Genomic DNA, 11,724 nt, shown 5'->3' on the forward strand with positions numbered 1-11,724 from the left:
CGGTACGGGTGAGCTTTACCTACTCGACCTCGCAGTACGGTCTGCAGGGCCCACAGCTCGTGGGCGGAGAGGGTGTTCATCCGCCAGTAGGCGACGCCAGGGCTGCGAGTGCAAGCTTGCCGGTCAGGTGTGCGGAGAGAGCTCTGCGACTACGAGCCGGACATCGAACGAGCTGTGCTTCACCTGTGCATTCGACTACGCCACGTCCAGCCCTTCCAGCGTAGGGAACTGCATCACGCGAACTTCCTAAATCCCCTAAAACTGTAGAATCAACAAAAAAGCGACAGCCGTAATGGCGGTGTAGACAGCCGAACTCGGCACAGCTGGTATGGCGGGGCATCCTGACCCAAGACGGGGCGTCAGGCGGCCGCACAGGCGTTTTTGACCTCCCGGCAAGCAGAACTACCCCGGAAACAAGGCATGATCGCCAGCCAGATCCTCTGCACGGCGGCCCCCCTGGATGGTTAGCGTGTCCCTGTGCTCCTCGTTGACGAGGACCTGCGGATCGCCATCATCGGCGACCACGGCACCGCGAGCACCCTCGCCCTGCTCGCCGTCTCCCTGGCCGGGTACAACCCGGGCGTTGCGGACCAGGAAGGCGACGCGAAGCCCGACTCCAGCGTTTCCACCTTCCCTCTCACGCCGTCACCGCCCGGAGCGCCGGGTGGGGCTCCCGCAGCGGGCGGGCTGTTGCTCGCGGACGCCGTCGGAAAACTCCTGACGGCGGTGGAGAAGCGTGACGGGTACGAGCGTGACAGCTTCCATCATGGGATCGACGAGGACGGCGACGCGTGCTCCCCTCGGCCCGAGGCCCTGCTCGCGGAGGCCACGACGAAGCCGACCCAGGGGGTTCGGTGCGCGATCAGCGAAGGGGCGTGGATGTCGGGGTACGAGAAGGCCGAGGTCGCCGACGCCGGGAAGTTGGACATCCACCACATGGTGCCGCTCGCGGAGGCGGGGGCAGCGGAGCGTACGGCTGGACCGCCGAGCACCGCGAGGCGTACGCCAATGATCTCGGCTCGGAGCGATCGCTGATCGCGGTGACTGCGAAGTCGAACAGGAGCAAGGCTGACAAGGACCCCGCTTCCTGGCTTCCGCCCACCGAGGATGACCGCTGCGTGTACGCCACCGACTGGACCGCGACGAAGCTCCGCTGGGAACTGAGCGCCGATGAGGCCGAGCACGCCGCGCTGCTGAAGCTCGCCGAAGCCTGCCCGGACGCGGTCGTGGAGTACGAGGCCACCCCTGACCGCGCTGTGAAGTTCCCTCCGCGAGTCGGACAACGGGTGTTTACGCTGCCGGGGTCAGGTTCTGCCTGAGCAGGATTCTCGTTTCGAGCGGGGTGACGTATCCGTGATCGGGGTGCCGGCGGAGCCGGCTGCGGTTGTACTCGATCCCGATGTAGTGACATAGGTCGGCCCGGGCGGCCTCGCAGGTCTCCCGGACAGTCGTTCCGATCTCGGCCTTGAGCAGAGCGAACCAGCTCTCCGCGGCGGCATTATCGCAACAAGAGCTGACGCGCCCCATCGACTGCCGCATGCGCAACTTGCTTATTTCGGCGCGGAATTCGTCACCCGTGTACTCGCTGCCGCGATCCGTAGACATGACGCATTTGTCCTCCAAGCCGCCGCGTCCGGCGGCCATCCGCAGGGCGGCAACCGGCAGTTCGGCGCGGTGATGGTCGGCCATGGCCCAGCCGGCCACCTCCCGAGTCGCGAGATCGATGCAGGTTGCCAGGTACAACTTCCCCTCCACAGTGACCAGTTCGGTCGTGTCACCGACCAGTCGCATGCCGGGACGGGGTGCGGTGAAGTCCCGGCCGATGGGATCGGCGGCGAACACGACCGGCCTGACGGGTGAGACCGCGGCGCCGTCGCCGGATGATCCCGCGACGTGGTGGACGCGCATCAGCCGCTCGACCCTTTTCTCGCTGACGAGTCGGCCCGCCCGCCGCAGAGCCGCGCGGCACCGTACGCGCCGCGTGAGCCGGCATGCAAAATCCGAACCTCGCCCACCAGCAGCTCCACGGCCCGCTGCCGCACCGCCCGGGCCGGCCGTGATGCCAGGTGCGCGTAGTAGGTGGAGCGGGGCACTCCCAACACCCGGCATAGGTGACTCACACTGTGACCTGCAGGATTGTCCTCGGATGCCTTCTCCGCGTCGATGAGACGACACCGTGCCGCGGTGTCTACCTCGTCCTGTTCTGGGCGACGAAGGCGGTCGCTTCTCCCAGTACATCGATCGTGGCCTCCTGCTCGCGGACCTTCCGCCGCAGCCGGACCAGCTCCTCACGCTCCACGGTGGTCAGGGCCCCGGCCGGACTCTCCCCGCGGTCGATCTTCGCCTGCCTCACCCATCCGAGCAGCCTCTCCGGACTCCCGCCGAGATCCCTCGCGAGCCCGGTGAACGTCTTCTCCGAGGACAATGCCCACGCGACCGCGTCTCGTTTGAACTCGGCCATATATCGCTTACCCGTATTGCTTTTCATGCTCACTACCTGTGACAACTTCCTCCGGGACCATCCGTCCCAGTATCAGGCTGTCCAGCTCACAGGAGGAACATCAGTCGGAGATGGCCGGTTGGGCCGGATACGGGTACTGCGCCAACCACAGCTGTTTCTGCTGAGGTTTGCACCTGTTCCTGGTGTGCACCCCGACCGGCATGCCGATCTTGTGGGCCCTGCCGAACTCGAAGATCGACGAACGCCAGGTGCTGATGGCGATGCTGGACCGCGAACCGGAGACGGTCACCGGCCGGCCGGGGCTGCTGGTGATCGCGGACAAGGGCTTCGCCTCCAAGGAGTTCGAGGCCGACCTGGTCTTCCGAACGCGGAGTCGCTGCGTCCTGCGTTCAAGCGCGAGAAGAAGCGCAAGGGCGAGAGCCTCCTGAAGTCGGTGCGGCAACTGATCGAGTCGGTGAACGACACCCTCAAGGGCCAACTCGACCTGGAACAGCGCGGCGGCCGGACCTTCGAACGCCTCGCTTTCCGCGTCGCCCCACGCATACTCGCGCTGGCCGCGGCGATCTGGCACAGCCACAGGACCGGACAGCCGGTCATACGATCCCTGATCGCCTACGACCACTGATCACATCGGAATGACTCGTCCAGGTCTTCAGGCCGAGGCGTTCCAGCGTTTCAGGAGTTCCAGGGTCTCGATGAGGCCCGCGCGGTCGTCCGGGCCGCGGCGCATGGTGGTCAGCACGGTTGCGTTGGCGCCGGAGTCCTCGACGCTCTGCCACAGTGCGGGGGCGAGTACCGGGTGTGCGCTGACCTCGACCAGCACGTCGTGGTCTTTCAGCAGCTCGGCGGTCGAGTCGGCCAGCAGGACCGGCTGCCGCAGGTTCCGGGCGAAGTAGCCCGCCGTGGCCTGCCGCCAGTCGAGCTCCCGCCCTGTGACCGAGGAGATCATAGGGATGCGGCCGGGCCTGGGGGTGAGCTCGCCGATGGCCTGTTCGAGGTCCGCCAGGATCCGGTCGATCGCCGGACTGTGGGCAGGCAGGTCGACCCGGACCATTGCGCAGAGCACGTCCGCGGCCTGGAGCTCGGCGACGATGGCCTCCAACTCGGACCGGTCGCCGGCCAGGACGGTGGTCCGCGGACCGTTCCGGGCGGCCACGCACACGCTCCCCTCGCGCCCCCGCACGTGCTCGGAGAGGTCAGCGGCCGAGAGCTCCACCACGGCCATGCCGCTGTCCGGGCCGGCCACGCGGCGCTGCTGGTCGCTGTAGTGGTGGACGAGCCGGGCGGCGTCCGGCAGGTCAAGGATGCCGGCGATGACGCTGGCGGCGACCTCGCCGATGCTGTGGCCCGTGACAGCACCCGGCCGGACGCCCGCCTCCTCCAGCCAGCGGGCGATACCCACCTGGAGGGCGAAGAGGATGGGCTGTATGACGCCGACGTCATGCGTCCGGGCTTCGGGTTCGTCGAGGAAGAGCTCGTGGACGAGGGACCAGCCGGTATGCCGGGCCAGCTCGCTGTCGCACTCCTCGAGTGCCGCCCGGAAGGTGGGTTCCGTGCGGAACAGCGTCCTCCCCATGCCGACCCACTGCTGCCCGTACGGGGAGCAGACGAAGGCGATCCGGGAGCCGCCAGCGGCAACGGGCTCCGCTACGGAGGACGGGCCGCTGCCCCTCAGCTCGTGGACGGGCGCACCGTCGAGTGCGCTGAGTCGTGAGCCGGGAGCGGCAGCCACCGCGTCGAGCAGCTCGGTGAACTCCTGAGTCAGCCGCTCGGCCTCCGCGGGCGCGAACAAGTCGAGGGCATAGGTGAGGCTGCCGTCGATGCCGTTCGGCGCCCGGTGGCCGTCGAAGCCCTCGAACAGCTCAAAGCGGAGGTCGAAGCGTGTGATCCCCTCCGTGACCGGCTCGGTCTCCACTTCCAGGCGGGGGAGCTGGAGCTCGGCGCTCTCGTTGTTCTGGAACGCGAGCATCACCTGGATGAGCGGGTGCCAGGCGGGGGAGCGCGGCGGATTGAGGGCCTGGACCAGGTGGTCGAACGGGACCTCCTGGTGGGCGAAGGCTGCCAGATCCGTACTCCGCACACGGAACAGCAGCTCCCGGAACGTCGGGTCGCCGTCGGTCCTGGTCCGCAGCACCAGTGTGTTGACGAAGAATCCGATCAGGTCGTCGAGGCCCTCGTCGGTGCGGCCGGCGGTGGGAATGCCGATGGCGATGTCGGTGCCGGCCCCGCGTTTCGTGAGCAGGGCCGCAAGGGCGGCCTGCACGACCATGAACACGCTGGTGCCGGTCTCCCGCGCCAAATGGTTCAGCGCCCGGTGGGTCGACGGCCCGACGCGGAAGGGGACTCGGCCGCCCCGGTGCGAGGGAGTGTCCGGGCGCGGCATCGTGACATCGATCCGCAAGCGGTCGGGCATCCCCGCCAGTTCCCCCTTCCAAAAGGCGAGCTGCCTGTTGATCAGGCTGTTGGGATCGTGCGGGTCGCCCAGCAACTCTTCCTGCCAGAGCGTGTAGTCAAGGTACTGAACCACGAGCTCCGGCCAGTCGGGCTCCTGCCCGAGACGGCGCGCGGCGTACGCGAGCGCCAGGTCGCGGTTGAGGGGGAGCAGCGACCAGCCGTCGCAAGCGATGTGGTGGACGACCAGGAGCAGGACGTGCTCGTCCGCAGAGAGCCGGAACAGGTGGGCCCGCAGGGCCGTCTCGGCGGTGAGGTCGAACGCGTAGCCGGCCGCGACGCTCAGTGCCTCAGGCAGCTCGGCCTCAGTGACGGTGTCGACCGGCAGCTCGACCGGAGCCTCGTCCGCCTCCAGGACGATCTGCTGGGGCCGGCCGTCCCAGTTGGGGTAGGCGGTCCGCAGGCTCTCGTGCCGGGTGGCAAGGTCGTCGAGCGCGAGGCGCAGGGCGGGCAGGTCGAGGTCGCCGCGCAGCCTGTGGGCCGTCGGCATGTTGTAGTGTCCGGCGGCGCCGTGCAAGCGGTTCAGGAACCACAGGCGCCGCTGGGCCTGGGAGAGGGGGATCTCCGCGGGGCGTTCCACCGGGCGCAGTGGCGGGCGCCGGCTGCCCGATCCCTGCTCCAGGTGCTTGGCCAGTTGGGCGACGGTCGGGGCTTCGAAGACCGTCCGTACGGGAACCTCCAGGTCCAGGGCGGCGCGGATGCGGCCAGCGAGCCGGGTGGCCAGCAGGGAGTGGCCGCCCAGCTCGAAGAAGGAGTCGTCGATGGTGACCCGGTCGCGGCCGAGCACCTGGGCGAACACCGCGCAGAGGATCTCCTCCTGTTGGCTCCGTGGGGCACGGCCTTTGTGCTCGCCCATGGTCAGCTCCCGCCGACGGCGGCGCGGACCCGGGCGGGCCATGCCGCGGAGTCGAGCCCGTACTGGCAGAGGAAGGCGTAGACGAGCCGTTCCAGGCCGAAGCCGACGCAGCCGCTGCGGGCTGGGCCGTCCGTGCCGTGGCCGATGCCGAAGGCCTTGCCGAAGAGGTCGTCGTGGAAGTTGAAGGAGCCGACGGCGATCGTCTTCTCGGGGGCGACGTGGAGCCGCAGCTCGTACTTGAGCTCCAGCAGCCGCTGGGACCAGATGCGCTCGGAGGTGTCGGTGCCGCAGAAGAACGGGTCGTTGCCCACCTCGCAGAAGCCGCTCAGGCCGAGTTCCTCGATGAAGGCGAAGACCTTCCGCATGAAGCGTTCGCGGGCGTTCAGCACGACGTCCCGAGACCCCATGAAGACCATCTCCCGGATGGTGAAGTCCCAGAGCCGTTCCAGGCTGGTGGCGTACGCCGCCTCGAAGCGGAACGACTTGCCGCGAGAGGTGACCACGTGGAGCCGGTCCGGGTCCAGCGTGCGGTCGCTGTACTGGCTGAAAGTGTGGTAACACATCGTGGGCGGCAGGCAGTAGTCCACGTTGCCGCAGGAGTCCAGAACCGCGGAATCGATGCCGGTGGCGGCGTGCCGCTCCTGGAAGGCGCGGTAGACGTCCAGATCGTTGCGGAGCCGGGTGACGAACATCAGGTGCTGCGGGAAGGCCTTGAAGTAACCTGCCGTCTCCAGCGTCTTCGTCCTGATCAGCGTCGGGTAGCGGTACTCGCGGACCTCGTGGTTCTCGGCCAGCAGGTCGCACACGGCACGGTCGAAGTAGGTGAAGAGGGAGAGCAGCGGCTCACCGATGGCGACCTGTCCCTCACCGACCTCCGTCACCGCACCCGTCTTGGACAGGAGATCGAATATGTCCTGGTGTGGGGTGCGCTGGTGCGGCGACGTCCACACGGCCTTGGCCAGCGTCACCCACTGCTTCCGGACGTCGTTGTCCACCATGGAATTGACCTTCTTGGCCAAGGCGTCGTGCGGGAGCGGCTGTTCGGAGCGGAGCGTCACGGAGCGCACTTCGCCGCCGTCGGCGTGCAACTCGAAGCCAGTGATCTCGGGCGACACGAAGAAGAGCCGACGCTCGATCTCGGCGGCCAGCGCCTCAGGGATCGGGCTGTGCAGGTCGATCCGGGTGAGGACTTGGTTGGGGTGGGTCATGGTGGTCGATTTCCTCGCCGGTGGGAGAGCGGTCGAACGGTCCGGCGCGCGGCGGCGTAGGGCCGCCGCGCGCCCGCAGGGGGACTGGACTAGGCCGCCGTCGCCGTCCGCGACGTGACGAGGCTGACGAGGCCGTCGACCGTCCGGAAGTTGTCGAAGTCCATGTCCGCCGGACCGAGGGTCAGGGCGAACTCCTTCTCCACGAAGAGCGCGAGCTGCATCGCAAAGAGGGAGTTGACGTAGCCGAGGGCGAAGAAGTCGTCGCTGTCGGCGAGGGGCTGGCCGGCCAGCTGCGGGGCAAGGAATTCACGGACCCGGGCGCGCACGTCGTCGTTAGTCATGGGGTTTTCTCCTTGGCTGTGTCGGGTTAGTAGGTGTAGAAGCCCTGGCCGGTCTTGCGGCCCAGGAGCCGTGCGTCGACCATCCGCTGGAGCAGCGGGGCGGGGCGGTACTTGCTGTCCTTGTAGCTCTCGTACATGACCGTGATGGAGTTCAGGATCGTGTCGAGGCCGATCAGGTCACCGGTTTCCAGGGGGCCCATCTTGTGGCCGAAGCAGCCGCGGAACATCTTGTCGACGTCCTCGGCCGGGGCGATCCCATCCTGGACGCAGAAGATCGCCTCGTTGATGGTCACCATGAGGACCCGGTTGGTGATGAAGCCGGGGGCGTCCTGGACGACGATGCCCTCCTTGCCCATCTCCGATAGGAGGCCCAGGGCGGTGTCCAGCGTCGCCTCGCTGGTGAAGTGCCCGCTGACCACCTCGACGGTGTCCATCATCGGGACGGGGTTCATGAAGTGCAGCCCGAGGATCTCGGTTGGCCGGCCGGTGACCGAGCCCACTCGGGTGATCGGCACGGCCGAGGTGTTCACACCGAATATCACCCCGGGCCGGCAGGTCATGTCGATCTGCTCATAGACCGACCGCTTGACGGCCCAGTCCTCAGTGACGTTCTCGACCACGAAGTCGACATCGACCAGCGCGGTGAGCTCGGTGGCGGTGGTGATCCGGGCGAGTACGGTCTTGGCGTCCTCCTTCAGGGGCTTGCCGAGAAGCATCGGCTGGACCAGCAGGTCGCGGCCGATCTGCTCCATCGCGCTGGCGAGCTGTGCCTGCGAGACGTCCACGAGGACCACCTCGAATCCGGACTCCGCGAAGGAATGGGCGACGCCGCGGCCGATCGTGCCGGCGCCGATCACGCCTATGGTTCGGATGCTCACTGGGATACCACCTTCGTGCGATACAGAGGGAAGCGGGTGTGCCTGATCAGCCCTGGGTGTCCTTGGTGTCCAGGTGTGCGGCGAGGTCCGCGATCGTGACGTAGCGGAACAGGTCGACCATGGAGACACGGATGTCCATGGTCTTCTGGATGCTCTGGGCGATCCGGAGCGCGGCCAGCGAGTCCACACCGAGCGCGAACGAGGTGTCGTGCACGTTGAGCTCGGTGAGGTCGAGCTCGCGGGCCCAGATCCGGGCGAGCGCGTGCTCGGTGTTGCTGAAGCCGCCGCTCTCCCTGCCGAAGAGCTTCGGCTCGTCGTCGGACGGGGTGGCGGGCGGCACCTCGGCGGATTCGCCGCCCTTGCCGCGGGCGGCGGCGATGGCCTGCCGGATCGGGGCAGTCAGTACCAGCGGAGCGCGGCGAAGCAACTCCGTTAGCCCCCCGGATCCGCCTAGCCTGGGGTGGTTGATCTCGCCGACGATCACCGGACTGCAGGCCGAGGAGATGATCTCCTCGAAGCTGTTAAGACCGTCTTCCACCGATACCGACCGGAAGAAGCCCTGGTCCTGCTGGACTCCGTGGTCGAAGGCCATGCCGGTTTCCAGCCAGTCGCTCCAGTCGACCGTCACCGTCCATCGGCCGCGCGCGGAGCGCTGTTCGGCGAAGTGGTCCAGGTAGCTGTTGGCGGCAGTGTAGTCGCCCTGCCCGGCCGCTCCGAAGATCGCCACCGTGGAGCCGAAGTTGACCATGAGCTCCGGCGGATCGTCTTGGGTGACCAGGTCCAGCACGGTGGCGCCGAGCACCTTGGGGTCAAGCGTCTGGCGGAAGGTTTCCGCTTCCTTGCGGAAGAGGAAGCCGTCGCCGGCCACGCCCGCCGCGTGGACGATACAGCCGATAGCGCCGAGTTCGGCGCGGATCTTCGCGACGACCGCTTGCATCGCCGTGAAGTCGGTGACGTCGCCGGAGTAGCTGCGGACCTCGGCGCCGTTCCGCTCCAGCTCGCGCAGTGCTTCGATCTGCCCGCGCAGCCTGGCGTCGGCGACCTCGTCCCACTGCTCGCGCGGAGGCAGTTCGGTACGGTTGACCAGGGCGAGCCGCGCACCCGGCACCGAGCGGCTCAGGTGGCGTGCGACTGCGAGCCCGAGCCCGCCCAGGCCGCCGGTGAGGAGGTACACCCCGTCCGGGCGCACCGGTGCGGACCTGGGCTGCTCCTGCAGGTGTACCGGCGCGAGCTCCGCGACGTACCGCAATCCGCCGCGCAGCGCGACGGTGGTGGGGGTCCGGGCCCCGAGCAGCTCGGCGCAGACGGCCTCCGCGCCGGTTTCGGCGGCGATGTCGAGGCAGAACACATCGGTTCCCTCGAACTCCTGCCCGATCACCTTGGCCAGGCCGAAGAGCGTCGCGTGCACTGCGGCCGTCTCCGGCTCGGTGCCGGTCACCCGCGCCACCGAAGGGGCGACCACGCTGAGCCGGGCCGGGGCGGCACCGCGTTCGGAGACGCTGCGGGCCAGGTGGAACAGGCTGTGGACGCCGTGGTCGAGCCGTGCCTTGAGGGTCCGCAGATCCTGCTGGACGCCGCCGTCGGCGGGAGCTGCGACGTGTACGACCTCGTCCGGGAGGTCCGCACCGAGCGCATCCAGCAGGCGCCCGAAGCCTTCCCGGGTGGGCGGAACCTCGTACCGGTCCGGAGCGGTCTGCCGCCACTCGCCTGCGAGTTCCGCCTCGGTGACGACGATTCCACGCGCACGGAGCGCGGCGCTCAACTCCGCTCCGATGCCGCCGTGTTCACCGGCCACCAGGACCCGGGCGGGCGGGGCCTGCTGCTTCTCGGGCGCCGGCGCCGGCGCCGGGATCCACCGGAGGGTGTGGTGCCGGGCGTGCGGGCGCAGCTGGGCGACCGTGCTCCGGGCGTCGGTGACGCGCTTCACGGTGAAGCCGCGGATCTCGGCGGCGGTGGCCCCCGACTCGTCGAAGACCACCACGTCGACCTTGCGGAACTCGGCGTTGTCCACGTAGCCCGGGTGCGGCTGGATGAAGCTCAGACCGCGGGCGGGCAGCGGGCCGTACAGGAGCAGCGAGTCGTAGCCGACCGGGAGGAAGAAGCCCCGCTCGCCGAGGGCGAGCCGGCGGTCCTCGGCGCTCTCCAGGACGGCGAAGCCGCTGAACCCGGTGGCCTGGTCGAGCAGGGCCGGGTGCAGGGGATGGTCCTGGCACTCGTTGCGGTACTGCTCGGGAAGGTCGAGTACGCCGAGGGCGGCCCGGACGCCGACGTGCACGGTCGGCAGGCTGCTGCGCCAGCGGTCGCCGAAGTCCATGACCTTGTGCTCGGCCTGCCGCTGGGCGATGTCCACGCTCTCCAGCGAGCACAGTTCACGCAGGGCAGCCAGGTCCTGCTGTGGAGCGGGTGAGGAGTGCGGCCTGACGCCGACCGTGCCCTGGACGTGCGTCGTCCAGTGGTCGCTCGCCGGGTCGTGGCTGGCCACGGTGAATTCGGCCCGTAGGTTGTCGATCTCGCGGACGGTCGTGTGGGCCGTACGGGAAGTGCCTTCCTGCACCAGCAGCGGAACGAGGAACGTGACGTCGCGGAGCTCGGTGACCGGGCGGCCGAAGTGCTCGGACGCCGCGGCTCGGGCCATCTCCAGGTACGTGGTTCCGGGGACGATCGCCTCCCCCAGCAGCTTGTGCTCGGAGAGCACCCAGTGCCGTTCCAGCGAGAACTCGGTGAGGAAGACGGACTGACCGGCAGACCGGAGCAGCACCTGGTCCAGCAGCGGGTGCGGGCCGGGCGCGTGCCGGACCACGGCCTTCGGGGTCTGAGGCTCCAGCCAGTAGTGCTTGTGTTGGAAGGGGTAGGTGGGGAGGGGGATGCGGTGGCGTTGTTGGTGGTTGTGGTAGGTGGGCCAGTGGGGTGTGGTGCCGGTGAGCCAGAGGTTGGCGAGGGTGCGTTGGATGGTTTCGGTGGGGGTGCGGGGGTCGCGTTTGTGGGGGAGTGAGGCGAGGGTGGTGGCGTGGGTGTTGGTGTGGGTGAGGATGCGGCGGGCGAGGCTGGTGAGGGTTTGGCCGGGGCCGAGTTCGAGGAGGGTGGTGTCGGGTTGGGTGGTGGCGGTTTGGATGCTGGTGGCGTATTCGACGGTGGCGCGGATGTGGTGGCCCCAGTAGGTGGGGTCGGTGGCTTGTTGGTCGGTGATCCAGGTGCCGGTGGTGTTGGAGATGATGGGGGTGTGGGGGGTTTGGGGGTTGGTGGTGGCGACCGCGGTGGTGAATTTCGCGATCATCGGTTCCATGAGGGGGGAGTGGAAGGCATGGCTGGTGGTGATGGGTTGGGTGGGCCAGCCGTTTTCTTCGGCGAGGGTGGTGAAGGTGTGGATGGCGTCGTGGGGGCCGGAGACGACGCAGTCGCGGGGGCCGTTGTGGGCGGCGAGGGAGAGGGTGCCGGGGAGGGCGGCTTCGACGGTGGTGCGGTCGGCCATGACGTTGAGCATGGCGCCGGGGGTTTGGGCTTGCATGAGGCGGCCGCGGAGGGCGACGAG

10 protein-coding genes are annotated in these 11,724 nt (G+C 68.5%); 3 read left to right on the forward strand and 7 right to left on the reverse strand.

The genetic code is table 11. The features are described 5' to 3' along the window. The first annotated feature begins 875 nt into the window (after positions 1-875). On the forward strand, positions 876-1,319 hold the full coding sequence (locus ACFYPN_RS31800) for an HNH endonuclease family protein (protein WP_389303128.1): 444 nt from the start codon (positions 876-878) through the stop codon (positions 1,317-1,319). Here the strand turns inward: ACFYPN_RS31800 and ACFYPN_RS31805 are convergent. Then, a complete protein-coding gene (locus ACFYPN_RS31805; RefSeq protein ID WP_389303107.1) occupies positions 1,291-2,238 on the reverse strand; it encodes an IS3 family transposase in 948 nt (315 codons plus the stop codon). The two genes, ACFYPN_RS31800 and ACFYPN_RS31805, sit on opposite strands and share 29 nt — an antisense overlap. Then, a complete protein-coding gene (locus ACFYPN_RS31810; protein ID WP_389303110.1) occupies positions 2,189-2,488 on the reverse strand; it encodes a transposase in 300 nt (99 codons plus the stop codon). Before ACFYPN_RS31810 ends, ACFYPN_RS31805 begins: the two co-directional genes overlap by 50 nt. Positions 2,489-2,661: 173 nt before the next feature. Here ACFYPN_RS31810 and ACFYPN_RS31815 point away from each other — a divergent pair, with 173 nt between their 5' ends. Then, entirely contained in the window at positions 2,662-2,889 is a 228-nt protein-coding gene (locus ACFYPN_RS31815) for a hypothetical protein (RefSeq protein WP_358763583.1), read from the forward strand. 5 nt (positions 2,890-2,894) lie between these two features. Next, a complete protein-coding gene (locus ACFYPN_RS31820) occupies positions 2,895-3,086 on the forward strand; it encodes a hypothetical protein (protein WP_389303113.1) in 192 nt (63 codons plus the stop codon). A 27-nt stretch (positions 3,087-3,113) separates the two neighbouring features. Here the strand turns inward: ACFYPN_RS31820 and ACFYPN_RS31825 are convergent, their stop codons facing one another. The 5 genes from ACFYPN_RS31825 to ACFYPN_RS31845 form a co-directional block, all read right to left on the reverse strand. Then, positions 3,114-5,768, reverse strand: coding sequence for a condensation domain-containing protein (locus ACFYPN_RS31825; protein WP_389303116.1), 2,655 nt, complete (start codon positions 5,766-5,768; stop codon positions 3,114-3,116). Between the two features lie 2 nt (positions 5,769-5,770). After that, positions 5,771-6,976, reverse strand: a complete 1,206-nt coding sequence (locus ACFYPN_RS31830) for a hypothetical protein (RefSeq protein WP_389303119.1) — start codon at positions 6,974-6,976, stop codon at positions 5,771-5,773. A gap of 89 nt (positions 6,977-7,065) precedes the next feature. Further along, on the reverse strand, positions 7,066-7,317 hold the full coding sequence (locus ACFYPN_RS31835) for an acyl carrier protein (RefSeq protein WP_358766284.1): 252 nt from the start codon (positions 7,315-7,317) through the stop codon (positions 7,066-7,068). A 26-nt stretch (positions 7,318-7,343) separates the two neighbouring features. After that, a complete protein-coding gene (locus ACFYPN_RS31840) occupies positions 7,344-8,195 on the reverse strand; it encodes a 3-hydroxyacyl-CoA dehydrogenase family protein (protein ID WP_389303122.1) in 852 nt (283 codons plus the stop codon). Between the two features lie 46 nt (positions 8,196-8,241). After that, positions 8,242-11,724 (reverse strand): SDR family NAD(P)-dependent oxidoreductase (locus ACFYPN_RS31845; RefSeq protein WP_389303125.1); only part of this gene is annotated, 3,483 nt, incomplete at its 5' end.

The sequence above is a fragment of the Streptomyces sp. NPDC005576 genome (assembly GCF_042871745.1).
Taxonomy (GTDB): domain Bacteria; phylum Actinomycetota; class Actinomycetes; order Streptomycetales; family Streptomycetaceae; genus Streptomyces.

Coding starts and splice junctions, on each gene's coding strand:
- ACFYPN_RS31815 (WP_358763583.1), top strand. CDS start 2,662: ATGCCGATCTTGTGGGCCCTGCCGAACTCGAAGATCGACGAACGCCAG.
- ACFYPN_RS31825 (WP_389303116.1), bottom strand. CDS start 5,768: ATGGGCGAGCACAAAGGCCGTGCCCCACGGAGCCAACAGGAGGAGATC.
- ACFYPN_RS31835 (WP_358766284.1), bottom strand. CDS start 7,317: ATGACTAACGACGACGTGCGCGCCCGGGTCCGTGAATTCCTTGCCCCG.
- ACFYPN_RS31810 (WP_389303110.1), bottom strand. CDS start 2,488: ATGAAAAGCAATACGGGTAAGCGATATATGGCCGAGTTCAAACGAGAC.
- ACFYPN_RS31830 (WP_389303119.1), bottom strand. CDS start 6,976: ATGACCCACCCCAACCAAGTCCTCACCCGGATCGACCTGCACAGCCCG.
- ACFYPN_RS31805 (WP_389303107.1), bottom strand. CDS start 2,238: ATGTACTGGGAGAAGCGACCGCCTTCGTCGCCCAGAACAGGACGAGGT.